19 protein-coding genes and 2 pseudogenes are annotated in these 26,007 nt (G+C 68.5%); 11 read left to right on the top strand and 10 right to left on the bottom strand.

What is annotated here, in order from left to right; all coding sequences use genetic code 11:
* Positions 1-35 precede the first annotated feature (35 nt).
* Positions 36-521 carry a hypothetical protein gene (locus ALI22I_RS09525; protein ID WP_143532088.1) on the bottom strand — a complete coding sequence of 162 codons (486 nt, stop codon included), beginning with the start codon at positions 519-521 and terminating at the stop codon, positions 36-38.
* Between the two features lie 43 nt (positions 522-564).
* Here ALI22I_RS09525 and ALI22I_RS53390 point away from each other — a divergent pair, with 43 nt between their 5' ends.
* Positions 565-1,647: a PIG-L deacetylase family protein gene (locus ALI22I_RS53390; protein ID WP_238598240.1), complete on the top strand. Its 1,083-nt coding sequence runs from the start codon at positions 565-567 to the stop codon at positions 1,645-1,647.
* 383 nt (positions 1,648-2,030) lie between these two features.
* On the opposite strand, the gene ALI22I_RS09515 is transcribed toward ALI22I_RS53390, so the two are convergent.
* A complete protein-coding gene (locus ALI22I_RS09515) occupies positions 2,031-2,975 on the bottom strand; it encodes a hypothetical protein (protein WP_077005095.1) in 945 nt (314 codons plus the stop codon).
* A 487-nt stretch (positions 2,976-3,462) separates the two neighbouring features.
* Between ALI22I_RS09515 and ALI22I_RS09510 the strand changes: the two genes are divergently transcribed.
* The 4 genes and pseudogenes from ALI22I_RS09510 (at position 3,463) to ALI22I_RS09495 (ending at position 6,343) form a co-directional block, all read left to right on the top strand.
* Complete coding sequence (locus ALI22I_RS09510; protein WP_143532087.1) at positions 3,463-3,768, top strand: hypothetical protein; 306 nt, start codon at positions 3,463-3,465, stop codon at positions 3,766-3,768.
* Positions 3,684-3,974 (top strand): annotated as a pseudogene (locus tag ALI22I_RS47570) (helix-turn-helix domain-containing protein); the annotation flags it as partial. The gene ALI22I_RS09510 and the pseudogene ALI22I_RS47570, both read left to right, overlap by 85 nt.
* Before the next feature lie 253 nt (positions 3,975-4,227).
* Positions 4,228-4,512, top strand: coding sequence for an integrase core domain-containing protein (locus ALI22I_RS09500; protein ID WP_202970898.1), 285 nt, complete (start codon positions 4,228-4,230; stop codon positions 4,510-4,512).
* Positions 4,513-4,753: 241 nt separating this feature from the next.
* Entirely contained in the window at positions 4,754-6,343 is a 1,590-nt protein-coding gene (locus tag ALI22I_RS09495) for a hypothetical protein (RefSeq protein ID WP_143532086.1), read from the top strand.
* 55 nt (positions 6,344-6,398) lie between these two features.
* On the opposite strand, the pseudogene ALI22I_RS09490 reads toward ALI22I_RS09495, so the two are convergent.
* A pseudogene (locus tag ALI22I_RS09490) lies at positions 6,399-6,710 on the bottom strand (lytic polysaccharide monooxygenase); the annotation flags it as partial.
* A complete protein-coding gene (locus ALI22I_RS09485) occupies positions 6,691-8,292 on the bottom strand; it encodes a glycoside hydrolase family 27 protein (RefSeq protein ID WP_077005092.1) in 1,602 nt (533 codons plus the stop codon). The pseudogene ALI22I_RS09490 and the gene ALI22I_RS09485, both read right to left, overlap by 20 nt.
* Before the next feature lie 796 nt (positions 8,293-9,088).
* On the opposite strand from ALI22I_RS09485, the gene ALI22I_RS09480 reads away from it, so the two are divergent.
* Both ALI22I_RS09480 and ALI22I_RS09475 read left to right on the top strand, forming a co-directional pair.
* A complete protein-coding gene (locus tag ALI22I_RS09480; RefSeq protein WP_077005091.1) occupies positions 9,089-10,429 on the top strand; it encodes an extracellular catalytic domain type 1 short-chain-length polyhydroxyalkanoate depolymerase in 1,341 nt (446 codons plus the stop codon).
* A gap of 115 nt (positions 10,430-10,544) precedes the next feature.
* The gene (locus tag ALI22I_RS09475; protein ID WP_077005090.1) at positions 10,545-12,305 is read left to right on the top strand and encodes a family 43 glycosylhydrolase; all 1,761 of its coding nucleotides are present in this window, start codon (positions 10,545-10,547) and stop codon (positions 12,303-12,305) included.
* A gap of 66 nt (positions 12,306-12,371) precedes the next feature.
* On the opposite strand, the gene ALI22I_RS09470 is transcribed toward ALI22I_RS09475, so the two are convergent.
* A complete protein-coding gene (locus ALI22I_RS09470) occupies positions 12,372-12,563 on the bottom strand; it encodes a substrate-binding domain-containing protein (protein ID WP_077005089.1) in 192 nt (63 codons plus the stop codon).
* 27 nt (positions 12,564-12,590) lie between these two features.
* Here ALI22I_RS09470 and ALI22I_RS09465 point away from each other — a divergent pair, with 27 nt between their 5' ends.
* The 3 genes from ALI22I_RS09465 (at position 12,591) to ALI22I_RS09455 (ending at position 14,979) form a co-directional block, all read left to right on the top strand.
* Complete coding sequence (locus tag ALI22I_RS09465; RefSeq protein ID WP_077005088.1) at positions 12,591-12,956, top strand: hypothetical protein; 366 nt, start codon at positions 12,591-12,593, stop codon at positions 12,954-12,956.
* Positions 12,957-13,079: 123 nt separating this feature from the next.
* Positions 13,080-14,255: an IS30 family transposase gene (locus ALI22I_RS09460; RefSeq protein WP_443216913.1), complete on the top strand. Its 1,176-nt coding sequence runs from the start codon at positions 13,080-13,082 to the stop codon at positions 14,253-14,255.
* Positions 14,256-14,412: 157 nt separating this feature from the next.
* Positions 14,413-14,979, top strand: a complete 567-nt coding sequence (locus ALI22I_RS09455; RefSeq protein WP_077005086.1) for a dihydrofolate reductase family protein — start codon at positions 14,413-14,415, stop codon at positions 14,977-14,979.
* A gap of 469 nt (positions 14,980-15,448) precedes the next feature.
* Here the strand turns inward: ALI22I_RS09455 and ALI22I_RS09450 are convergent, their stop codons facing one another.
* The 4 genes from ALI22I_RS09450 to ALI22I_RS09440 form a co-directional block, all read right to left on the bottom strand.
* Entirely contained in the window at positions 15,449-16,684 is a 1,236-nt protein-coding gene (locus tag ALI22I_RS09450; protein WP_202970897.1) for an IS701 family transposase, read from the bottom strand.
* 20 nt (positions 16,685-16,704) lie between these two features.
* Positions 16,705-16,884: a hypothetical protein gene (locus ALI22I_RS52310; RefSeq protein ID WP_202970896.1), complete on the bottom strand. Its 180-nt coding sequence runs from the start codon at positions 16,882-16,884 to the stop codon at positions 16,705-16,707.
* A gap of 84 nt (positions 16,885-16,968) precedes the next feature.
* Positions 16,969-17,445, bottom strand: coding sequence for a helix-turn-helix domain-containing protein (locus tag ALI22I_RS50615; RefSeq protein WP_083751589.1), 477 nt, complete (start codon positions 17,443-17,445; stop codon positions 16,969-16,971).
* 441 nt (positions 17,446-17,886) lie between these two features.
* Positions 17,887-22,494, bottom strand: a complete 4,608-nt coding sequence (locus tag ALI22I_RS09440) for a hypothetical protein (RefSeq protein ID WP_077005085.1) — start codon at positions 22,492-22,494, stop codon at positions 17,887-17,889.
* 55 nt (positions 22,495-22,549) lie between these two features.
* On the opposite strand from ALI22I_RS09440, the gene ALI22I_RS09435 reads away from it, so the two are divergent.
* On the top strand, positions 22,550-22,903 hold the full coding sequence (locus tag ALI22I_RS09435; protein ID WP_077005084.1) for a hypothetical protein: 354 nt from the start codon (positions 22,550-22,552) through the stop codon (positions 22,901-22,903).
* Positions 22,904-22,919: 16 nt separating this feature from the next.
* On the opposite strand, the gene ALI22I_RS09430 is transcribed toward ALI22I_RS09435, so the two are convergent.
* Entirely contained in the window at positions 22,920-25,991 is a 3,072-nt protein-coding gene (locus ALI22I_RS09430) for a DEAD/DEAH box helicase (RefSeq protein ID WP_083751588.1), read from the bottom strand.
* Positions 25,992-26,007: the final 16 nt, after the last annotated feature.

Here is a 26,007-nt window from a genome sequence, read left to right as displayed (position 1 = left end):
CTTCAGGCCGCCCTCGGCGTCGCGTCGCGCACCCGTCACGAGTCGTAGTATCCAGGAGCAGCGACAAGCACCGACTCGAAATACCACCCCTCATGCTCCTCGGCGCTGTCGGACCGGAACGGTCGCGCCAGAGCAAGGAGCAGGTCCGGCGCCACGACGTGGGTCCCATCGCCCTCGACCTCCAGGCGCGTGATGTCTGAAAGACGCCGAATTACCTCGTCGGCAGGGGTGTCGAACACCGCGATGTCCCCGAACAGGACGGTGACGTCGCGCTCCGGTCGGTAGAGGTCGACGGCCTTCACCCTCCCGTCCCGGTCAGGGCCGAGCGAGATGGTCAGCTCGGACTCGTAGTGCGCGAACCCGGGCGAGCTCTTGTGTCCAGGACTCGGGGAGCGATACCCGTCGAGGGAGCGCAGCAGTTCGACCGCCTCGTCGAACGGCATTCCGATCCTCAACGGCCCCACCGCTCGCGGTGGGTCGATGACCAAGTCCACTGGCCCCTCCTGCTCGACGGGTCTCACCGTAGCGTCAGCCCGCCGAGGTCATCGACAAGCTCGGGCTCTGGTGACCCCTGTGACCACGCCCGCGTTCACCGCGCCCGGCTCGGTGCTTACCGTGATGGCCCACCCCGACGACGCCGAACTGTGGGCCGGGGGCACGCTGGCCCTGTGCGGCGCCGCCGGGGCCGCCGTCACCATCGCCGTCCCGCGCCATCCCGAACCGCGCGCCGCCGAGGCCGCCGCCGGGGCGGCCGTACTCGGCGCCGGGCTCTACCAGCTCGAGCAGCCCACCACGGCGGCCCCGCGCGAGCTGCTGCTCGAGACCCAACCCGAGGTCGTCATCACCCACCCGCTGCGCGACGTGCACGCCGACCACCGACGCATCGCCGAAGTCCTGCTCAACGCACTGCCCGAGGTGGTCATCACCACCGGGCATCCTCGTCGCGTCTACACCGCCGACACCTACAACGGCCTCACCCTCGACGGCACCATCCCCGCGCACACCGTCGTCGACATCAGCAGCACCTGGACCACCAAGCAACGCGCCCTGGCCGCGCACGCCTCGCAACCGCAGGGCCTTGGCCGACCACCACGTGCCGCACGACCCCGGCCTTGGGGTCGCGGACAGCACGGAGCGGCGCGAGGGCTACGACCACGTAGGATCCGGGTCATGGCCGGAAGCCCGAACAGCAAGTCCGACCGGGTGACGCCCGAGCACCTGGGGCACGACTGGCCGGCGCACGGTGGCAACCCGTTCGACGCGGACCTGCCCTGGGCGGGCCGGCTGTACTGGGCGCGGGCCAAGCCGTCACGGGTGTTCCCGCCCGACCGGGAGCCCGCCGGGGACGAGCTGTACGCGGCGATCCCGATGGGCTACACGACGCTGGCCACGCTGGAACGGCTCGCGCTGTTCCACCGCGGCCGGCGACTGGCCGCCTGGGAGCAGGGGCCGCCGTCGTCGAACGTCCAGTTGGCGGGGTTGCAGCAGTACCAGGTGCTGCTGCCGCCGGACGACGAGGGCCGGTACCAGCTGGTCGGCGTGAACTGGCCGGAGCGGTTCGCGGTGGGTGCCGCCGAGCAGTTGTCGGGCCGCGTCGACGGGCCCGTGCTGCTGTGCCGGGTGGTCGACCACTGCGGCTGGCACTGACGGGCTCGGGGTTCGACCGGCCGGCAGACTCGCCCGGCCAGGCTCGGGGTTCGATCTGCCAGGCTCGGGGGTCGATCGGCCGGCAGGCCCGCCCGGTCAGGCTCGTCGGACGGCGGCGCGCACGTCCTGGTGGGGCGGGTGGACCGGGGTGAAGCCGGCGGCGCGCAGGTCGGCGGTGATGGCGGCGCGCGGGGCGGGCCCCTGCCTCGCCCGCCATGCCGCCGCCGTAGAGGTTCTCGCTGGCGGCGAGCGTGCCCGTCATGAGCTTGACCTGCTCGACTTCGGCCCATCCGATGCTGTGCCGCTCGAAGAGTCATCGTCGCTGGCAGAGCGCGAGATGTCACCGTATCGAGAGTGTCGCTCGCCCCAAGCCCGTCGCCGCCTCACCGACGGAACGGGCGCCGTGGGTCGCGTGGTGTCATGTGGTCGAAGGTCGTGAACCAGGCCGGTGGGGTGTAGTCGCCCATCCCGATGCTGCGGTTCTGCTCGTCGTCGGGATCTTCGATGCCGTCGCGGCCCGGGTCGAAGAGTTCGAGGATGTCGTGGTCCTTGAACAGCACGTCCGCGAGCAGCGTCCACTGCAGGTCGTTGTCGTATACGGGCAGGTGGGCGAAGTGGGTGTCCAGGCCGGACGTGCCGTCGTCCGCCAACTCCTCGCCGTAGCGCAGCATCAGGTGCAACGCCATCTCCTCGGCCGGGCACGTCGGCTGCGGCCATCGCCCCGCCAGCAGGTCGGCGGCGAGATCGTCGAAGGCGCGGGCCGCCCGCCGACGCCAGATCGCGTCCTGCAGCCAGGTGATCCTGGGAAACTCGTCGAACACCGACCACATCGGGTCGTCGGGCTCCACCGGGTCGTCGCCGTGCTCGATCACGTCGTCGTAGGCGTGGTCGGCGAGCAATCCGGCCATCCCCCACAGCACCGCCGCCGTCCGAGGGGTCACGTGATCGGACGCGCAGTCGTCGCAGTCCGGCATGTCGCATCCGCACACGGGGAACAGGGTGGCGAAGTCCGGCCACGACGGGACCGGGCGATCGTGTTCGTCGACTTCCACGGCCTCGCACTCGGAGCCGGAGAACTCCACGCCCTCGACATCGACCATCAGGTACGGATCGACCAACTCCAACAACGCGCCCTCGACATCGCCGCGCACCCTGTCCCGCTCCTCAGCACGCACCTCGTCGACGCTCGGCCCGATGTCGTCGACGCAGTAGTCGACCTCGTCGATGTGCCGCAACGCGGCCCGCTCCAACGCCACGGGATCGGTCACCTCGACCACCACGGCCACCGTTACCCGCAGCCTGCGCACGATCGCGTCGGTTCCGGTCATCCGGCGAGCCTACGACCCTGGTCAGGCCGGATACGGGCGGTTGGGAGAGCTTGACGCCGGTTCACTCCAGCGGGTGATGTTTGGCGTTGGTTGGGCGGATTCACCCGTTCGAGGCGACCCCATTTGGCGTTGGTCAAAGATCCGGAGCCACCCGCTCCTGATTTCGCTCCTTAACAGCGTTCACCAAGATCGCGAAGTTACCGTTCCGTTACCGATTCAAGATCGATACCGGCGCACAAAAAAGCCCGCTGACCTGGGAAAACTTCCAGATCGAGCGGGCTTCTTCAGACCGTCGGAACGACAGGATTTGAACCTGCGACCCCTTGACCCCCAGCGGGACAAGGGGTGTCCACAGTGGTTCGTTCAGGTCCGTTGTGGCTGGTCGAGTCCGGCGGCAGTCCAGGTCAGGGCCTCCATTCCGGCCCCGTCTAACAGGTTCGTGAGACGCCTGTGAGACGGGACCCGAGCACCAGAGGTCCTGTTCACGATGAGCACCACCCACTTCTCCACATCCACCACGCCGCTTCGACGGCCACCGCAGCGCCTTCGTCCACCCTTCGACATGGAAGACGTCGGGCATCTCGATGACCGACGGCCGGGTGAGAACACCGGCCAGTGGCGCGCTCGCCGCCACACCGACCGCGTCGCCGCTCTCCTGGAGCCGCTGGACGGTATCGAACTGGGCGAGCACGACCGCCGCATCATCGAGTGGCTGGCCGACCACGACACGTCCGTGGTGGGCACCGTCGCCAGCCTCCTCTACCGCGCCCGCACCGCAGGCGGTGCCTGGTGAGCATCGAGGCCATCGACTGGGCACTCAACCACGCCCCCATCCCCACCGACCGCAAGGACGCCTCGACGCTGGCGATCACGCTGATCGCGCTCGCCAACCACGCAGGCCCTGACGGCCGTGATGCCTTCCCTTCGGTCGAGCGCATGATGCGCTACACCCGACTGTCCCGGCGGACCATCCAGCGTTCGCTGCGCTCTCTGGAGGAGCCGGGCCTGATCCGCTTGGGCAACACGCGCGTGCGCGACGCCAAGATCCCGGAAGCAAACTCACGGCCCCAGGTCTACAACCTCGTCCTGTCCGCGAAGTTGTCCACAGCCTCGGACCAGGGGCGTCAGGATGACGCCCCACTGACCAGCAGGGGGCGTCAGCAGAAGCGTCCGGGGGCGTCAACAGAGACCAACGGGGGCGTCACCACGACGCCCAAACCGTCCTTTAGCCTCCGACACCGGCATCAAGGTCGTGAAAATTCCACCACGCTGCCCGAGAGCCAACGCCTACGCCGAACGGTTCGTCGGCACCGTCAGACGCGAAGTCACCGACCGACTGCTCATCATCAACGAACACCACCTGCAAGCGGTCCTGGACCGCTACGCGGCCCACTACAACCACCGCCGACCACACCAGGCGTTACAGCTCGCACCACCGCGACCAGACCAGCCGATCACAGAGCCGAGCTGCACCTCGATACGCCGCCGACCAGTCCTCGGCGGCCTGATCAACGAGTACAAACCCACAGCAGCCTAACCGCAGGTCAGGCCATGTGGCCGACTTTCGGCACCCCACAGGATGAAGAAGACGACCGCGGCCACCGTGACGAGGGCGGCGGGCTGAGCATCGGCCGGTCGTCGGCACGGGCACGCGCAAGGCTGCCGAGCACTGCAACGAACGGCGGTATTCGAGACGCCGTCCGCTTCCCGGAGTGTGGATCAGGGCGTCCGCCTCTATAGTTCGGCCGCCCTGATCCACGTTCGGAGGGAATACGACCATGTCGAGACGATTAAGACGAGCATTGCTCTCGTTGTCCGGCTGCGTGGCGCTGCTCGTCGCCGCGAACGGCACGGCTTCCGCCGACGGCACGGCTTCCGCGAGCGGTTCAGCGTGGCAGGCCATCGCCGCCGTCAATCCCGTCGTCGGCACCCGGCTCCAGCCCAACGAGGGCCTGTTGAGCGCACCGACCTCGATCACCACCCCGTTGCCCGCCGACCCGGTCGGCGCGCTGGCCACCGCCGTCTCCGCCCTCTCCGCCGGGGTCGGCCTGCCGCAGGACGCCGCTGCGGCCATCGGCTCCTCCGGCCTCTCCACCGAGGTCGCGGGCCGGGTGGCCAACCTGCTCACCGCGATGGCCACCTGTCAGCAGGTCACCGAGACGCGCTTCGCGGCCATCCCGACCGGCCTGCTGCCGCTCGTGCTCAAGACCGGCGGCGCCCTCGACCCCTTGGCGCACGCCGGGATCCGCGCGTGCGCCGAGCCCGTGTGGCGGCGGACGGTCGAACTGCAGCTCACGCTGGACGACCTGGCGTCCCAGCCCACGGTCGCCTCGTGCGCCGTGCCCGGCACCACCGACCTCGACCTCTGGCCCGTGCTGCGGCTGGACGGCAGCACGTGCGGCGACAACACCTACGCGCACGACTACATGCTGATCATCGACGTCGGCGGCGACGACACGTACCGCAACAACGCCGGCGGCAACATGGTCGACCTCAACTTCTCCCCCGCCGGGTCCGCCGTCACGGGCTTGCGCGGCACCGGTCCCGCGCAGGGCTGCCAGCGCGCCATCCCCGGCCTGACCGCGATGGACTGCGTGCCCGCGGTCGGCGTCCTGCTCGACCTCGCGGGCCAGGACACCTACGGCGTCAAGGAGACCCCGGACCACGACACCGGCTGCACCACCGACCCGGTCGTGCGCCGGATGATGACCGGCGGCGCGGGCTTCCTCGGCGTGAGCGTCCTGCGCGACTCGGGCGGCACGGCCGACACCTACACCGGCAAGACCGGTTCGCTCGGCGCGGGCCACATCTTCGGCGTCGGAATGCTGTCGGACGACGGCGGGAACGACACCTACTCCGCCGTGCGCAACAGCCAAGGCTTCGCGCTGGTCGGCGGTTTCGGCCTGCTGCACGACCAGGCGGGCGCCGACACGTACGACTACTACATGCCCGCACCGATCAACCCCTCCGCGCCCAACCAGACAGAGGGAGCGGGCGGCGTACGGGACGACGAGGGCGAGGGCCTGTGCGACCGCATCCCGCGGTTCGTCCAGGGCACGGCCAACGTGCTGCCCGGAACCACCGGCATCCTGATCGACGACGCCGGCGCGGACAGCTACCACGGCGCGTTCGCCGGTGAGTTCGTCGGCCCGATCCAGAACCCGAGCACCAGGGCGGGCAGCCTCGGCTTCGGCAACAACCAGGGCCTCGGCGTGTTCCTCGACCGCGCGACCACCGACGACACCTACGTGGTGGACGGCGAGCCGACGGTCGTGGGCGTCCCGGCGCGCGGCGACAACGTGACCGTGCAACCGGGCAACGACTCCTCCGGCTCCGGCCTCGGGCAGGGCTTGTTCATCGACCAGTGACGCCGGACGGGTTCCGTGCCCATCCCTGTCCGGGTGGGCACGGAACCCCGCTCGCCTACTGGAAGACGACGTCGCTGCAGAAGTAGTACGACTGGTCGGAGTGGCTGGCCTGCCAGATCGTGTAGACCACGTGGCGGCCGGTGCGGCTACCCGCGTCCACCGCGACCCGGTAGTGGTCCGACGGCGCGGAACGGCCGGTCGTCGCGACCAGGTCCAGGTGGTTCCAGCCCAACGGCGTCGTCGTCGCGTTGTAACCCTGCTTGGACACGTACACCCGGAGGTAGTCCACGCCGTGCCGGGCTTGGTCCCAGATGTCCAGGGTGAACTGCCGCGGTCGCGCCCGAGGATCAGGTGCGGGTCCACCTCTGGTTGGTGCCGCCGTGGCAGTCCCAGATGATGACCTTCGTCCCGTTGGCGGTGGCGCCGCCGTTGACGTCCAGGCACTTGCCCGATGCCACCGCCGTCACGCTGCCGTCGGAGTTGACGCGGAACTGCTGGTTGCCCTGGCCGTTGCAGTCCCACAACGTCACGGCGGTGCCGTTGGCCGTGCCCTGGTCGTAGACGTCCAGGCACTTCGCGCCGTCGTAGGCGCGCAGCTCGCCGGCCGCGGTGGTGGTGAAGCGCTGGTTGGTCTGGCTGTTGCAGTCCCAGATCTGGGCCAGGGCGCCGTTGGTCGGCGTGCTGCCGGGGATGTCCAGGCAGCGGCCGGAGCTCTGGCTCACCAAGGAGAACGACGTGGGCGCGGGGCCCCCGCCGCCGCTGACGACGTACACCGCCGTGCCGTGCGCCGGGACGCTGGCCGAGATGGCGCCGGAGGTGGTGGTCGTGCCGTTGGTCCAGGCGTCGCGCAGCGTGAACGAGCTGCCCGACAGACCGATCGCGCTCGCCGTGGTCGAGACGGTGGTCGTGCCGCCGCCCTGGTTGAACAGGGCGACCGCGACGTTGCCGTTGGCCAGCCGCTTGGCCAGGACGCGGCGGGTTCCGTCGTTGGAGATCTGCCGGGCTTGCAGGCCGAGGCTGTCCTGGTTGATCGCGATGAGGTTCGCGTTCTTCAGGATCGTGGACGTGGCGGCGTTCATGTTGCGCAGGTCGTTGCCTGCGATCAGAGGTGAGGCCATGATCGCCCACAGGGCGAAGTGGCTGCGCATCTCGGTGTCGGTCATGCCGCCGCGGCCGACCTCCATCATGTCGGGGTCGTTGAACGCCCCCGGCCTGGCGTAGGAGGCGAGCGGCACGGTGACGTTGACGATGTTCTGGATGCCCATCGGGTAGCCGTTGGTCTGCCCGGTGTCCCACTTGTTGGTGATGTCCTCGGTGGTGCGCCACATGTTCGCCACGTCGCCCCAGTCGCGACGCGGCCCGGTCTTGTCGTGGATGCTGTTGGAGTTGATGCTGTAGACGATCGGACGCCCGGTGGCGGCCAGCGCGTCGCGCATCTTGGCGAACGTGCGCACCTGGTCGTCGATCGTCCCGCTGGGCGAGCACCAGTCGTACTTGAGGAAGTCCACACCCCAGGCGGCGAACTGCCGGGCGTCCTGCGCCTCGTGGTTCAGGCTGCCGGTGGCGCCGGGGTAGGAGTCGAAGTACTGCGCGCACGTCTCGGCCAGCGGCGCCTGGTAGATGCCGAACTTCAACCCGCGGGCGTGGATGTAGTCGCCGAGCGCCTTCATGCCGCTGGGGAACCGGCTCGGGTCGCCCTGGAGGTTGCCCGACGAGTCGCGGTTGGGGTTCATCCAGCAGTCGTCGACGACCACGTACTGGTAGCCGAGCTCACGCATCCCGGAGCCGGCCATCGCGTCGGCCATCTGCCGGATCAACGTCTCGTTGATGTTGCAGCCGAACGTGTTCCACGAGTTCCACCCCATCGGCGGGGTGCGCGCCACTCCGTTCTCCAACGCCTGCGCGGACGACGCGTGCAGTACCGCCGTCACCGCGGACAGCAGCAGCATGCCTGCTGCCAACAGCGTTGCCGCCCTGCGGGGACGGGGAAGTCGAGTTGCTGTCACCTGATTTCACTCCTCGGTGCGTACGACATTCCGGCTGCCATCCGTGCTGCCGCACGGCCGGGCGAAGCGTTGCCCATTGCTCCGGAATTCCGGGTCGAACAGGTCCGCCGGCGGGCTGTGACGGGGCGGCTTCCGTCAGGGGCGCAGGCTTTGACGGAGCCAGTGTCGCACCCGTTGTTCACGCTCACAAGAGCCTCCCGGTGAAAAGGAGTTTTCGTTGGCTGGCGCGAGGTCTCTATTCGAGACGGTACGCTCGCTTGCGGCCGTAAACCGCACCTACCTGCGGTTATGTGATTTTGAGGTCAGGTGCTTCGACGATGATTCGACGACATTAGGCATAGGTGAGCGCTAACAATTTAGCTGAGGTGGTGCGTTGACTCTCTGCCCCCTCCATGGCTACATTGGCTCGCGAGTCACGGCCCCGCGATCCAGTACGGCACTCGCGGCGACCTCCCGTCGATGACGACGTTGGGAACTGCCATGCGAACACTTCTCCCGGCGCGAATCCGCGCCGCACCCGTGCCGTGCACGCTCGGCCCTGTCCACGCGATCGTCGCGTAGCCGATTCCCGAAACCGCGCGTACGACGACACGACCTCCTCCATCACCCCTCGCACCCCCGGCCATCGCACGGTGGCCGGAACGCCGCCGCGCCCGCCGCCCTCCACCCGTCGACGCGGCAAGCGGCGACATGCCCTGAGGGGCGGTGATGACGGCGGTGGTCCACTCAGGAGCCACACATGAGACGAATGCTCACCACCCTGTTGACGATGGCGTCGCTGCTGTCGCTCGTCCTGGGCGCCGCGCTGATGTCGGCAGGGCCCGCGGCGGCCGCCACGCTGACCCGCGTCACCGACTTCGGCGCCAACCCCACCAACCTCGGCATGTACGTCTACGTGCCCGACAACGTCGCACCTCGTCCCGCCTTGCTGGTCCTCGTGCACTACTGCGGTGGATCGGCCGACGCGATCTTCAACGGCAACGGGCGCGACTTCGCCACCGCCGCCGACCGGTACGGCTATGTCGTCGTGGTGCCCGAGGCCACCCGCGAGGGGCACTGCTTCGACGTGTCCACCCGCGCCGGGCTGATCCGCAACGGCGGCAGCGACTCCACGGGCATCATGTCCATGGTCGGCTGGACCCGCCAGCGCTACGACGTCGACCCGGCCCGCATCGTCGTCAGCGGGTTCTCGTCCGGGGCCATGATGACCAACGTGCTGGCCGCCCAGTACCCGGACGTCTTCGCCGCGGCCTCCGCCTTCTCCGGGGTGCCCGCCGGGTGCTTCGCCACCACCAACGGCTCGCTGTGGAACAGCCAGTGCTCCAGCGGGAACATCGTCAAGACCCCGCAGGAGTGGGGCAACCTGGCCCGGTCCATGTACCCCGGCTACACCGGCTCCTACCCGAGGATGCAGCTGTGGCACGGTGACCAGGACACCACGCTGGCCTACCGCAACTTCGGTGAAGAGATCAAGCAGTGGACCAACCTCCGAGGGCTGAGCCAGACACCCTCCTTCACCGATCGCCCGCAGTCGAGCTGGACGCGGACCCGCTACGGCGACACCGGTACCAGGGCCACGGTGGAGGGCATCAGCATCACGGGCACCGGGCACACCCTGCCGCAGGCGGGGATGCTCGCCTACGCCATCGCCTTCCTCGGGCTGGACGGCGGCGGTGGCGGCGGCGCCACCGGTCCGCTGCGCTCGGTGGGCGCCGGGAAGTGCCTTGACGTGCCGAACCAGTCCACCACTGCCGGCACCCGGCTCCAGATGTGGGACTGCTGGAACGGACCCAACCAGCAGTGGACGTCCACCACGACGCAGGAGCTGGCCGTCTACAGCACCGACTCTCGGCGCTGCCTCGACGCCGAGAACGCCGGCACGACCGCCGGCACCCTGGTGATCATCTGGACGTGCCACGGCGGCACCAACCAGAAGTGGCGGCTCAACACCGACGGCTCCATCACCGGCGTGCAATCGGGACTGTGCCTGGAAGTCACCGGCGGTTCGACCGCCAACGGCGCGTCCGCGCGGCTGTGGACCTGCAACGGTCAGAACAACCAGAAGTGGAACCGCGTGTGATGCGGTGACGAGCCGAGGTCGACTCCACGGCCTGCGCAACACCACCGGTACCGCGCCGACGGGCTTGCGATGCCCGTCAGCGCGGCACCGGGCACCCCTACTGAAGGAGGCAACCGTGCAACGTCGAAGGCGCCTGCTCGCCTGGGCCGTGGGTGTCATATCGGCCCTGGCGCTGCTCCCGGCCACGGCCAGGGCCGACAACCCCATCGTCCAGCACGTCTACACCGCCGATCCGGCGCCCATGGTCCACAACGGACGCGTGTACGTCTACACCGGACGTGACGAGGACGGCTCGACCACGTTCAACATGCGTGAGTGGCGGGTGTTCTCCTCCGCCGACATGGTGAACTGGACCGACCACGGCGTGCCGATGAACCTCGGCACCTTCGCGTGGGCCGACGCCAACGCCTGGGCAGGGCACACGATCGAGCGCAACGGCAAGTTCTACTGGTACGTCCCGGTCCGTCGCCGAGGCGGCGGCATGGCCATCGGCGTCGGCGTGGCCGACAGCCCCACCGGCCCGTTCCGCGACGCCATCGGCCGCCCGCTGGTGGAGAACGGCGAGATCGACCCGGCGGCGTTCATCGACGACAACGGCGAGGCGTACCTCTACTGGGGCAACCCGAACCTGTGGTACGTGCGGCTCAACGCCGACATGATCTCCTTCTCCGGCAGTCCCACCCGCATCCCGCTCACCGCGGCAGGATTCGGCGCCCGCACCGGCAACCCGAGCAGGCCCACGCTGTACGAGGAAGCACCCTGGGTCTACAAGCGCAACGGCCTGTACTACAACGTCTTCGCGGCGCAGTGCTGCTCGGAGTTCATCGCCTACTCCACCGCTCCCGGTCCCACCGGACCCTGGACCTACCGCGGCACCGTCATGCCCACCCAGGGCTCCAGCTTCACCAACCACGCCGGCATCGTCGACTTCAAGGGTGGCTCCTACTTCTTCTACCACAACGGCGCCTTGCCGGGCGGGGGTGGTTACACCCGCTCGGTGGCGATCGAGAAGTTCGCCTACAACAGTGACGGCACCATCCCCAGGTTGACCATGACCACCGCCGGGCCCCCGCCGGCGGACACGCTCAACCCCTACGTCCGACAGGAAGCCGAGACCATCGCCTGGGGCTCGGGCATCGAAACCGAACCGGCCTCCGAAGGCGGTATGAACATCGGCTCCCTCCAGAACGGCGACTACACCAAGGTCCGCAACGTGGCCTTCGGCACGGGTGCCTCGTCGTTCACCGCCCGGGTCGCCTCCGCCGGCTCCGGCGGCACGATCGAGGTGCGCCTGGGCAGCGCCACCGGCACCATCGTGGGCCGCTGCGCCGTGCCCAACACCGGTGGCTGGCAGACGTGGCAGTCGGTGACGTGCCCCGTCAGCGGCGCCTCCGGCAACCAGGACCTGTTCCTGCGCTACACCGGCGGCAGCGGCTACCTGTTCAACGTGAACTGGTGGCAGTTCTCCACGGGTGGCTCGTCCGGCGACGTCACGTCACAGCTGCGCGGTGTGGGGTCCAACCGTTGCGTGGATGTCGACAACGCCTCCACCGCCCTGGGCACGACCGTGCTGCTGTGGGACTGCGGCACCGGCGCCAACCAGCAGTGGACGACCACCCCGAGCGGCGAGGTCCGGGTCTTCGTGGACCGCTGCCTGGACGCCTACGAGCAGGGCACGACCAACGGCACCAGGGCGGTCATCTGGTCGTGCAACGGTCAGGACAACCAGAAGTGGACGTTGGGTTCGGACGGGTCGATCCGCAACGTGCGTGCCGGGCTGTGCCTGGACGCCGACGGAGCGGCCACCGCCAACGGCACGCGGTTGATCCTGTGGACCTGCAACGGTCAGAACAACCAGAAGTGGAACCGCGTCTGACGGTGCCGGCTGACGGTGCTGGAGTGCCGCGCGCCCGTCCTGACCGACGGCGCGCGGCACTCGCGGTCAGGCGCTGCCGCCGCGCAGGAGTTCGGTGGGCAGCAGGAGGCCGGGGTCGTCGTCGCGGCCGCGTTCGACCTGGCGCAGGCAGCGGGTGACCAGTTCGCGGGAGATGCGCTCGACGGGGATGCGGGCGCCGGTCAGGGTGGGTTCGGTCGCCAACGCGACGGCACCGCCGTCGAAGCCGGTGATCGCCACGTCCGTGCCGACCTTGAGGCCGAGGGAGTGCGCGACGCCGATTCCGACGACATCGCCTCGCTACGCAAGAACGGCGGCCTACCCCACCACGTCCGCACACGCATCACCGTGCTACCCCGGCAGCGCGTCCTGGAGATCCTGGTCGAGGGCCTGTCGGTCGAGAACGACCCGAACCGCACCACCAGCCGCGAGGTGATGAACACCCTCTTCGAGCTGGCCGGCGACCACAACATCATCACCCTCGACGCCGCCTCACCGCCACTGTTCACCCAGCGGATCGTGCTGGTCGACCACCACGGGCACCCGTTCGCCGCGAAGGTCGGCGCGGGCATGGGCGAACCCGAACCGTTCATGCCGCTGTATGTTCTGCGCGGAGACGAGCACGGTCTCTAGGTTGACGAGCACGGAGGCCCTTGCGAGAACCTTGGGTTCTAGCGGTGGTTGCAACACCTGACTTGTTCAGGGGTTGCGGTGTTCGAGATCCGCGAGGACCGGTCGCCTCAGGGGCCGACGAAGTTGTCAGCCGAGCGCCACGCTTATCTTGATCTTGTGGCGCGAGGAGTGGGAACCGCCGAGGCGTGCCGGATCGTCGGGATCAACCGGCGGACCGGTCACCGGTGGCGGAACGGGCGAGTGAGCCAGGCCAAGGCCGGGCAGGAGCCGGATCGACGGCCTCCCGCCCGGCCTGTCCCGTCCTCGGACCGGTTCCTCTCGGTCGAGGAGCGGATCACGATCGCCGATCTGCGGCGCGAGGGCCGCTCACTGCGGTCCGTCGCCGCCGAGCTGGGACGCGACGTGTCCACGATCAGCCGGGAGGTGCGCCGCAACGCCCATCCCACCTCGGGCGACTACCGGCCGCATGCCGCCCAGGCCCGCGCCGACGCCCGTCGCCCGAGGCCCAAACCCGGCAGGATCGCGGCGAACCCGGAGCTGCGGGCGCTGGTGCAGGACATGCTCGAGGAGAAGTTCAGTCCCGAGCAGATCAGCCGCCGCCTGCGCCGCGCCCACCCCGACCGGCCGGAGCTGCACGTGACCACCGAGACCATCTACCAAGCGCTTTATGTCCAGGGCCGCGGCGAACTGCGCCGCGAGCTCACCCGGGCGTTGCGCACCGGACGCACCGTGCGCAAACCCCGCCGCACCGGCGGGCAGCGCCAACCCCGCTTCGCGCACCCGATGGTCATGATCAGCGACCGGCCGGCCGAGGCCGACGACCGCGCCGTGCCCGGCCACTGGGAAGGCGACCTGATCATCGGCGGCGGCGGCACTTCGGCCATCGGCACCCTCGTGGAGCGCGCCACCCGCTACGTGATGCTGGTCCACCTGCCCGAACGCCACGACGCCGAAACCGTCCGCGACGGCCTGGTCTCGACCATGACCACCCTGCCCGCACACCTGCGCAGGTCCCTGACCTGGGACCAGGGCTCCGAGATGGGCCGCCACCACGAGTTCAGCCTCGTCACCGACATGCCGGTCTACTTCTGCGACCCGCACTCGCCCTGGCAACGCGGCTCCAACGAGAACACCAACGGCCTGCTCCGCCAGTACTTCCCCAAAGGCACCGACCTGTCCGCCCACACCCCAGAGGACCTGGCCGCCGTCGCCGCCCAACTCAACCGCCGCCCACGCAAAACGCTCGGCTGGGACACCCCAGCCGAGCGCTTGGCTAAACTCCTGGCCGAAGCCAGTTGATCATCTGTGTTGCAACGACCCCTGGAATCCGCCCACCGGGGCCTCCGCGCAGGAGGGAAGACGCCGGGTACAGGCCCGTGACGTGACGAGCGGAGCGGAGCAATCCAACGCCGCCCGATCCCGATGAGTCTCTCCCGACCCGGCAGTCTGTACTGCCATGGGAAAGCTGACCTATGGCATGAACGTCTCGGTGGACGGCTACACCACCGATGCGAACGGCGACCTCGGCTGGGGCGTGCCGGACGACGAGTTGCACCAGTACTGGAACGACCGGACCCGGGACATCGCGCTGTCGCTGTACGGGCGCAAGCTGTACGAGCTGATGTCGGCCCAGTGGCCGACCGCCGGCCAGGCGCCCGGCGTGCCCCCGGTGGAGGCCGAGTACGCCCGGCTGTGGCTCGCGATGCCGAAGGTGGTGTTCTCGCAGACCCTGGAGTCGGTCGACTGGAACTCCAGGTTGGAGCGGGGTGACGTCGTCGAGGTCACGAAGAGGCTCAAGGCCGAGACCGACGGCCTGATGGAAGTGGGTGGCGCCACGCTCGCCGCGCCCCTGGTCCGGGCCGGCCTCGTGGACGAGTTCCAGGTGCTGGTCACACCGGTCGCGATCGGCGGCGGCACCCCGTTCTTCCCGTCACTGGACAAGTGGCTGAAGCTGGAGCTGGTGGAGAACCGAACCTTCTCGTCGGGCGCGGTCCTCCTGCACTACGAGCCCGTGCGCAGCTAGGAGACGCCGACGACCGGGAGCCCGTCCCGGCGGTCTCCCCGCCTCCTCGGCGATGCGCATGGCGCTGGAACCGGAGGCGCTCGACGAGCGCGAGCGGCTGCGCGAGGCCCACGAGCAGGGTGACCGGCCGCCCCGCGCGGCTGCTTCGCACCGTGGGGCAGAGATAGGAGACCAGGGCCGGTTTGGCACTCTTTCCGCGGTATCCGATCAAAGATCGGACAACTGTCATCTGCACGCGGAAACTGTCATTCTTGCGCGGAAACTACACCTCCTGTGCTTTCCGCGTGAACATGAGCAGATTCGACCGCACGACGTGGTGTTTCCGGGCAAAATGATCGCTCGGCAGTCCACCGCTGCGATGGTGAAGTCCGGACGGGTTGCGAGATCAACGAAGGAGAGCACTCCCGGAGGCTACGAGGAGGAAGTGACAGTGACTTAACGGTAGTTTGTTAAGTCAGGAGATAGGGATTCAGTGTATGTCCATTAGCGACGGTGTCGAGCAATGTCTGCAACTCCACGGGCGGGGGCCTGGTTGACCACGCTCGCCAGTAGCGCTGAAGCAATCTCCAGGGGGCCAGCCAGCCACGGACTCGCCGTAGAGCTCGTGGCCAGGACGGGCGCGGGATCGTTCTGTCCGCTGCGGACTCCGCCGTGGATCCCCCTCTCTCGCCGGTCCGGTCGTGTGGCCGGGACCGGCCGCTGCCTCACAGGGTCTGGTGCCGTCGGTGCCGGATCGGCGAACCAGGCGTTCCAGCAGAAGGAGAACGCGGCGTTGACCAGGCATTGGTGCCGGCGGATCGCGGTGTCGGAACGGACCCTGGAAGTCGGCCCATCCGAGTTCGTCCTTGACCTGCTTGTAGCTCTGCTCGATCCAGTGCCGGATGCCGTAGAGCCGGACGATCTCGGCCAGATCCGCGGGTGGGTGGGGGCCGTCGTGCTCACGAGGGCCGCCGGGGCGGGACAGGTTCGTGGTCAGGTACCAGGTGGACTTGTCCGGCAACATGCCCGGGTCAGTGGTGGCCACGACCAGCCGTATCGCGCCGTCCGGTCCCCACTGGCCCAGCCGGGCGTCGGCGGCCCACCAGGTCCGGGTGTGCCCGTCGCGGAACACGCGGGTGACCTCGACCCAGTCGCCTGGATCCTCGGGGCCGGTCCCGGCCAGCGCGAGGGCGGCGTCCACCGGAGTATGCGCTTCGTCCTGACGGGCCCAGGTTCCCCGCTTCGGCCTGAGTGCCATCACGAAAGGCAGCCCCGCGCGCGACAGGTCACCGCGGAAGGCGTCCTGGTCGCCGTAGGCGGCATCGGCCACCACCGCGCGGAAGGCGACGCCGGCCGCGTGCGCGTCACGGGCCAGACCGGCGCCGATCTGTAGCTTGGTACGGAAATCCGGGTCGTTCTTGTCTTCGGGGAAGCAGGAGGCCGGGGTGTAGGGCACCGAGTGCAGCGGGTAGTACAGGTTCTCGTCAGCCCACAATGTGGTCACGGTGACGATCCCGCGGTCGATCTTGCCGTATCGGCCCAGGTACTGACTGCCCACATGCGCGGTCGCATTGCCGTCCTTGCGGTCACCGGAATCGTCGACGACCAGCACACCGTTCCCGTGGGGCGCGGTGGCGGGATCGGCCAGCAGCAGCTCCAGACGCCGGGCATCGACCGCCTCGACGTCCCAGGCGGACTCACTGAGGAAGAACTGCAACCGTTGCACCGCCGGATGCTGCGCACCGGTCACCGGCTGGCCCCGGCCAGACAGGTCAGGGTCTTGTTCCGCTCCCGGGGCGACAACAAGCCCGTCAGGTACTCCCGAAACCCCCGCCGCTGCGCCAACGAGCGGAACAGGTCATCGAACCCGGCCGCGTACTCCTCCAACGGCCCCGGCGCAGGCGGACACGGCCGACGTGGCGTCATGGCACTCACCTCACGCCACGATTGCCCATTTTCCGAGGTCAACAAACTACCGTTAAAGATCTTTCGGTATTTGAGTGAGGGCTGTCATAAGCGGAGGCCGGTGTGGTCGAGGAAGCTGAAGCACAGCTGGTAGCTGCTGCCGACTCGTTCCAGGCCGGCCTGTGCGGCGATGTGGGCCTCGTCGAGAGTTCGTTCGCGCAGGATCGTCCAGGTCTGGGTGGTCGAGTACCGCACTCCGGTGACCCGCTCGATCACCTCCGCGACCCGGGCCAGGGTCCACAGGTCGGTCGGGAACCCGTGGGCCTTCGGGCCTTCGGCCAGCTTCGTCTCCACTGCGGCGAGTTGGTCGTCGGACAGCCGGGGCAACCGCCCGGCGCGACCGGCGCCCGCCAGCGCCTCCCGGCCGCCGGCCAGCCAGTCCCGGTGCCACCGCGACGCGGTCTGCGCCGAGACCTCCAACTCCACCATCACGTCGACCTGCCGCCAGCCGCGGTCGAACATCTCGGCACCACCGCCACCCACGCCGACCGCGGCCCGCAAGAACCCCCGAACGGAGGACATGGTTCGCTTTAGCCAACGCGACCCCATTTCACCCCGCGCGACGCGATCCTCCCAAAATCCTCCCGCTAGGCGTGTTACCTGCCAGTACGGTCCACAGAGGACAGCTATCTCGAGATCGACACGAGCGCGCGAAAAAGCCCGCTGACCTGGTAAAACTTCCAGATCGAGCGGGCTTCTTCAGACCGTCGGGACGACAGGATTTGAACCTGCGACCCCTTGACCCCCAGGGTGGGCCAGATCATGACGTGACCTGCGGAAACATCGAATCAGCAGGTCATCACGGCGCAGTTGGATGCACTTGAGCCCAGCTCGATCCTGTTGCCGCGCCTTGACTTCTCCCAATTTCCTCCCATCTTCCTCCCACGATGGGCCTGTGTCGACCGCTGCGGGCGTCGAACGCCTGTGCGCACTTCAGCGCAGTTCGCTCCGAGCCAGCAGCCGTCACTCTCGACAGCGGCGGACTGCCACCAGCAGTTCGAGGAAGTGCACTGCCCCTGTCTCACCGACGCGACGGATGAGCCAGGACTCGATCGATTCACCCGGCCGACTCCCGGTTGGCCGGTACGGACCAGGAGTCCAGAGCCGCAACGCGTTCACCGGAGCGCTACGCAGCCGGTCGGGCAGCGGCATGGCGTCGAGGAGCGGACCGGCATCACCCAGGTAGGCGAGACCGATCGCCCGACCGTGCACAGCGCCCTCCTGCCGCAGATCGCACAGCACCCGGTGGACTTGGTCGACCTCGGGGTCACCCGGGTCGCAGTCGTATCGGAGGCGTGCCAGGTATCCCAAGGCGGCGAACGTTTCCTCGGCGATGTGCTGGCGGCGGACACCGTCACGAGCGGACGACCGCCACACCGCGGTCTCGTCGAGGATCAATTCCGCCACCAGGCGACGCACGACAGGCAGAGCTTCGGTCAAGCCCGCGGTGGCTGCGGCGGCGATCCAGCGGACGACCTCGGCCGGTGCGGCCTCTGCGACCGGCATCGCCGCCAGCAGGTTCCGGCGCGCTCGCGCACTGTAGTCATGGTCGGGACGAGGTGCGGCATCCAGGGTGAACCGGGCGGTCGACAGGGCCTCCACCGCGCTGGTGACGTCTTCCTCGACGCACAACATCGCGTCCCACTGGGCGGGTGTTCCACGCCAAGTGGCGAGCGCGGTCACCCATGGCCGGCAATGCCTCTCCGGCAGGTCACGCAGCACCAACGTGCGCGCCACCCTCCAGGCGGCTCGAACACCTCGTTCCGAATCGGCCGCACTGATTCCGGCTACCAGCGCCGCCAGGCATTCCACCTTGCCCGCGTCGGCCTCGGCAGCCACCCCGTAGAGCAGTTTCTCGGCGGCGTCGAGGTCGTACCTCGACGCACCGGCCGCGATCAGCAGCCGATGACGAGGTGCTGCCGGGCCGACGTAGGAGAAGAGCGCCGATGCGACTTCGGGTGCCTCGCCGAGCAGGCGATGGGCAGCGGCGAACGCGACTTCGGGTTCCGCGGTGTTCACCTGGTCAAGCCACTCGGTGGGAAGGCGGGAGCCGTTGAGGAGCGTCCGAACCGGATCGTCACCGTCTGCCGAGCGCATCCTGTCGATCATGCGGCCCACCTCGACGCCAATGTCGAAGGCGAAGCGCATCGACAGCAAGGCGCGCACCTCTCCCGCCTCCGCGAGCGTCGACAGCAACGCAGTTCGTTCGTCGGCCAACGTACTGGCAACGTCCGGGTTCACCGGCCCGTCGAGGGCGGCAGCCACCGTTCTCAGGCGGTCCGCGCACGCGCTGAGGTACACGGCCGTGCGCTCGGGGCCGAGGTGGCGTCCGAGGTCCGCGATCGTCGACACCGCTTGGCGCACGACCGACCACTTCTGCCCGGGCACGATCTGAGCCGCAACGTCCTGGGCCAAGACGGGGAGGTAGGCTTGGGCCACCGCACGCAGTGTCGCGACCGTCAAGGCGGTACCGGTGACCTCCTCGATCAGTCGACTGACGAGGTCGTTCAACTGCCGGTAGTCTCGGCCCACCTCCAGCACGGCGTCGAGCGCGGCCGCGCGGGTACCTTCGGCCACCCCGTCGTCGCCGGCCACGTCCACCAGTCGTCCGACCTCGCCGAGGGCAGCCAGCACGCGGACACCGACAGCCGCTCGGCCGGAATCGTCCGACCTCACCCAGGTCGACGCGTCGGTCACGACGCGTTCGACGATGCCGCGGTGCATCGACTTCGCACCGGACAGAACACCGGCGGCCTGCACCGGATGCTCGGGCAGGAGTGCGGACGCCAACAACACCACGGTGTTGTCCGTTGTGGCCTCAAGCGCGGGCAAGACACCCAATGGCCCGTCCCAACGGCTCCAGTGCTTGGCGGGTGAGGACCGGCCGTCCGCGAGCTGGCGAACCAAGGCTGACGCGGCGTGCAGTACGCGGGCCACCGGGTCCACGAACGCGACGAGGCTCCGCTCGCAACGCAAGACTCCGGCCTCTCGCAGACGCTCCAGCTCCCCGGTTGGGACCGGCACCACCTCCACCGGTAGTTCCGCGACCCCGTTGTCCGTCAACAGTTCAGCGATTTTCTCGGCATTCACCCGGTCCAGAGCGGACAGACCTCGATAGTACGTCCGCGCGAAGACCACACCGGGATGGACAGGCAGCTTCCAGGTCGCGTCCACGTGGCGCAGCAACAGGTCCAGGACCGCAGGCTCCTTGAGATCGACGTGTTCCCAGGAGATGTTCGACAGCACGGCCAACTCCAGCACGGCATCGCGTTCCGACTCGGCGTGCAGGTCGAGCCTACTGAGCACCATTTTCCGTACCGTCTCCACGTCTAAGGGCACCAATCGGTACGCCCTGAAGCCCGACGGGGGTTGGCAGGGACTCGAAGAGCAGAGAAGGATCGCCATCGCGGGGAACTCCTGCTCCACCTCCCCGAGCCACCGGTCCAGCACGGCGCGGGCCTCGGGCTCGTCCTGGCCCCAGTCGGTGATCACCAGGTGGAAGGTCCCGAGAGTCGCCGCCTGTCCGGCGATCGCGACCCAAGGTGCACCCGCTGACGCCTCCAGCGGCCCGGTGACGCTCGGCGATGCGCCGAGCGATCGGACGAGGTCCCCGGCGGCGACCATCAGCGGCAGCCGGTGCCCTGAGCCGGCGAGCGCATCGGCGGCGAGCCGTCGAACGACCTGATCCGCGACCCTGGCGGCCTCTCCCGGTTGCGCACCGGTGAGGAACACCCGCTGCTCATCGACCAGGGTGGACACCGCAGGCAGTGGACGGGAGCCGCGTGCACCCGGTTGATCCGTCACGACCCGCCGCTCGACCCGGCAGCCCGAATCCCCAGAAATCAACCGCCGCAGCCACTCGGTGCGCGAGACCCTGCCTGCCAGCACCTGCCTGCCCAGTTCACGCGCGTCGCATGGGGACACTCCGGCACCGAACAGCTGTGCGGCGAGGTGCACGGTCTGGTCAGAGCCGAAGTGCGGCTGCTCTTTCATCGCCGAGCGCGCAACAGCGATGTCGGCATCCGGCCAATTCTCGAACGGTGACACGTCGTCGTTCAGCCACTCACCGGCCACACCGGCGATCGCCGCCGACACCCGGAGCTTGTCAGGGGTCTGAACCGGACCCGTCCACCTCAGCGACCGATGCGCGGCTATCAGGAGAACGTCCAGGTAGTCACGCCACCACCGCACGCGTTCCTGCTCACGGTGGCGATCGAACAGCTTGCGCCGCACCGCGAACAGCACGCGGAAGGCGGCGGACTCCGCACGCGTGCCGTCCAGAAGCGGCAGGGCGCACCGCTCGGCTTCGTCCCCGCCGCATTCCGACATCAACGCCGATGCCAGGGCCGCCGCCCGCTGGAGCCTGAGGACCGCCTCGAAGCCCAGCCCGGCCAAGACGTTCCGCACCAGGTTGACCTCCAGCCACGCGAAGTCCGTTTCGAGCAGGCCGGGACTGGTGCGGTCGTAGTCGATCACGGACACTCCATCACCCGCGAGCAACACGTTGTCCGCATTCAGGTCGCCGTGCACGACCTTCCTCGGCCGCGTATCCCGTTGTGCGGTGAGAGCGGGCAGCAGTGCCGCAAACGGACTCGCCATCGACAGCCCGTCCACCGACCAGTGGTCGTCGGACTCGGTCAATGCCGGTCCGAACGCTTCACGGAGCAGCTCCAGGCGGTCGACGCCACGCACACTCACGACCTTGCCGCGAACGTTCACCTCCTCTCCCACAGCGAACCCGAAGCGCAGCGTCGAGCGGATCAAGACCGTGAAGTCGTCGCCCCGCAGCACCAGTTCGGGCTCGACCTCCTTGACCTTCAGTCGTAGCAACACGACCAGTCGGCCTTGCCCGAGCAGCTCTTCCTTGTGGTTGTTGGCGAACTCTATGACGTCAAGACCTGTGACAAAGGCGTCGCGTGCCACACCCGTGCCGTGGTAAGACAGATCCGGTCCTTGGACCCTGTCGACCTCCAGCGTGAGGCTCGGACCGAGATCCACGTTCAACGCCCGCAGCGTGACGCCGCTGTCGCCTGTCGGCACGTCGTGCAAGAGCCGGAGCCCGTCGAACAGTCGCCCGATCAGGCGAACCACCGGCTCTACGTCCTGGTCCCCGAAAACCGCTCTTCGGACGCCCTCTCCCAGCGACGTGCACTGCTGCCCTCCTCCACCGAGGTGGTCGGCGACGTGCCGGTAGACCAGCGCGGCCAACGGACGGACCTCGTGGTGTGAAGGGGAAGCGACGAGCGATGAGTACGCGACTATCGGGCTGTACTGGGCGTTGCCGGTCGGGAGGACGTGCTCGTTGAAAGCGTTCCACTCCTGGGCGAGCTTCTCCGCATGATCGACTTTCACGACGTGGCGCAGCCATCGGCCGAGGCTCCGCACACGGGCTTCGAGAACCACGGCGCCGCTGCGCCCTCCGTTCAGCACACCGCAGACGTCGATCTGCTGAACCGACATCGGCCACCCGCCGGGGGCGGGCCAGTCGCCGATGTCCGCGAGCGCGGTTCGAACGGCACCCCTGGTCTCCGTGTCGATGCCCTCGGCGCTGAAGGTAATGTCTGGCTTCAACCCGTTCCCTTGCTGACGGCAGCGGCCCAGCCGCGTGAGGCAGTGGTGTTCACGTATGACCGACGAGCGCGAGTCCATTGAGCAGGCGCACCTCTGCGCCAACTTCAGCCGACTCCTGGTGGCGGCTTCCCAACTCGGGGAAAGCGACCGCCTGTACGAGCTCAGGGACACCCCCGGGACGACCATGGCCGAATGGCGGCGATTCCAGGCCGACCTCCACGCGCGTGACGCCTCGGTGAAGGCGTTCGACGGCCGCGACGGCTGGCGTGCGACCGACGTTGCCTGGTACCGGTTCGGGGAGACGTTCGCGTGTCCGCAAGCCCGGTGCTCCCGGTTGGAGCGCCGGACCGATCTCGGCTACGTCCCTCAGTGCGGAGTCCTGAACATGCCGATGGTGCGGGCCGACTGACCGCGCGGTGGGGGGCTCACCAGGAAAGGTCACCGAGATCCCCCAGCTCGAACGGGTCGTCGTGGCCCACAGTCGCCGCCACTTCCCGCACCGCGCGGACCAGATCCGGGTCCTCCAGGCAACGGAGCAACCGCTGGTCCGCGGCCAGGCGGATCGACTCGACGGTCGTCAGCCCTTCCTCGACCAGTGCCCGGCAGTGCGGACGAGTCAGCCGACTGCCCAATCTGGCGACGAGGGGAGCGGGCCCGGCGCGGACCCCGAACTCGAGCCGGGTACCCAGGAGCGCCAGGTTCCCGCCGAACTCCGCCTCCGGCCAGCAGCTCTGCGCGATCTTCAGCACCGTGTCGATGACGTCCGCGGTGCGCGACGTGACCTGGCGAAACGGTCCAGGGTCCGCCTCTGAGGTCTTGGAGTTCAGGATGTGGCGCTCGATCTCGATCCGTTCTACGCCGGAGATCCACGCCAGACATGCGTCGGCCCGCCGCAACCGGTGCACCGCCTCCTCCCGGAGCACGCCTTGAGCGGCTGCCGTCGTGAACTCGCGCGGTAGCCGGTAGTTGTCCATCCGACTTTTCAGCTCTGGGAGGTTCCGTCGACCGAACAGCGGGATCTCCCCCAGTTCGTCCGTCAGCTGCGCGGCGAGGATCAGGACGGCCTCGTCGACCCGACGCACCGACTGGCCCACACCGCGCAACGTCGAGCCGAGTCGAGACGCCGATCGCAGGCTCAGGCTGCCGGTCGCGACCACTTCGCCCAGTTCGGTGAGCACGAGATGGGGTGGACGGTCCACCACGTACTGGTGTTTGTCGAGGCGTGCGATGACCTCCATCACCACACCCTCGATCGGCAAAGGGTTCCGGGTCGCCACCCGCTTGCAGTGCGCGGCGAACGTGTTGGAGAACATCTCGGTGATCGACTTGATGGTCACAGGTCCCCGCGCGTGCGCTTGGAGGGCGGCGATGGTCCTCAACACCTGGGTGTCGAGTTCGGCGTCTTGGTCGAACAGCGGCGAGTACAACGGCGGGATGGTCGCGGTGACGTACTTGTTCCAGACGTCCTTAGCGGCGTCCTTGCTATCGGTCACCGTGATCACGAGCCCCGGCCGTTCCTTGCCGAGTTCGTCCATGCCGAGACGTCCGGTGCGCCCCGCAATGTTGCGGTAGAGAGCGGGCGAGTACGGCTCGTCGGCCGCCCCGCCCTCGTGGTGCAACTCCGCCACGACGACCGCGGTCGGGCGCACGTTGACCCCGTGCGCGAGCGTCGTTGTGGACACCACCGCGTCCACGTGGCTGTCCTGATCCCGGAACACCCGCGCCACGGATTCCTGCTCGACCGGGGAGAGGTCACCGATGTGCACTCCCACTCCATGAGCAAGGCAATGGCGGAGCGTCCGCCCCGCAATGCTCCGTTCGACCGAGGCAAGCGCATCGAGAGACGACGGACTCGACTGTAGGCGCAATTTTGCGGAAATCTGTCGAGCGCACCGAAGAGCCCGTCCCCTGGTGTTGCGGAACACGAGGACGCGGTATTTCTTTCGAACCAACGCGACGACAAGTCCGACCACTGCGTCATCAATCGACATCGAGCGTCGGAAATGGAACAGGTGTTCGAGTCGCGGGACCCCTTCGGACACCCCGGCAGGAAGGCAGCCACCGGGGAACAGGACCCGATGGACCAGCGGAACCGCCGGTTCCCGCTCACGCACGAGAGCAGCACCGTCGAGCCAGGAACCCAATCCCCCGGATTCGTCCACGGCAGCCGACAGGGCTACGACCCTCGGGGTTCTCCCGGATTCCCGGAACGCGTGCATCGCCAGGGTCAACAGCAGATCCAGCGTCGGACCGCGCTCCCGGTCCGCCACGTGGTGCACCTCGTCCACGACGAGCAACGAGATCCGCGCCAGCAGCCGCCGCCTGGTCGAGGCGAGCCGACCGAGCATCTCGAAGGTCATCACGGCGACGTCGAACCGGCCGGCCAGGATGTCTCCGACCTGGTCCAATGTCTGACCGGTCGCGCGCACGACCCGCATCCAGTCGCCGTAGGCCTCCACCAGCTCGCCGTAGCGCTCGTCCACGAGCGCCCTCGTCGGCGCCAGGTAGACGGTTCGGCCTCCGTTCTGCTTGGTCCGGATCGTGGCCATGTCCGCGATGAGGGATTTGCCGGACCCTGTGGGCGCCAGCACGAGCACGTTGCCGTCGCCCAGAATCCCGCCCTCGTTGACCGCTCGCACCTGCACGTCACTCAGTTCGCGGACGCCCATGCGCTCCCAGGTGTCAACCACCGATGACGGGATCCCTAGTGGCACCAGGCTCCGAGGGTCCCGCGTGGCCGTGTCCTCGCGGTGATCCCGGTGGACGTTCCGGTACCGCTGCCCCTTGAGCAGTACCGGCAGCGCCAGTTCCCCCGCACCTCGGGTCACCGCGCTGGGACGTTGGACCTGCCGGTACAGCGCCGAGGCCGCTTCCTGGACCTCTCGGGTCACCGAGGCCAGCACATCCGCGAGCGGCAACGCCGCGAACCCGCTCCACTCCCCGGCGCCGGTCAGGGCGCGGCACAGCGCGTCCGTCAGCAGTCCGTGACGCAGTCGCCGGCCTTCCAGTGCCTGTTCACCGATGGCCGAAGCGCTGATCAGGTACCGCTCGTCGGCGGGCACACCGCGGTCCAGGCTCAGCTCCGGCGCTCGGGCGTCCGAGTGGCAGCAGTCGAGCACGACAACCACCCGGTGCGCCCGCAGCGACCGGAGGATCTCGGCCAGTTGCGCGAGCGGGAGGGCCGTACCCACGGGGTCGTCGGGGTCGGTGTCGACGAGGTAGAGGTACTGCTCATCGGACGCGTGACCGGAGAAGGTGAAGACCACCAGGTCCGCCTCCGTGCAGCTGTCCACCACCCGGCGGAGTTGGTCGAACACCGCCTCCCTGGTCGCCCGGCCTTTCACTAAAAGTGCGGATTCCTGCTCGTACGTGTCCGAGAACAGCGCCCATAGAACTTCTGCATCACGCTCGGCGTTGCCCAGGTTTTTGATCTTGCCCGAACGGTAGTCGTTGATTCCGACGAACACGCCGCGCAGGGTTCTCCAAGTCGGTTCCAACCGGCCTCCTCGAGTT

The sequence above is a fragment of the Saccharothrix sp. ALI-22-I genome, from assembly GCF_001984175.1.
Lineage (GTDB): Bacteria > Actinomycetota > Actinomycetes > Mycobacteriales > Pseudonocardiaceae > Actinosynnema.
The sequence above is the reverse complement of the archived record's forward strand: the minus strand, read 5'-3'. Positions and strand labels throughout refer to the sequence as shown.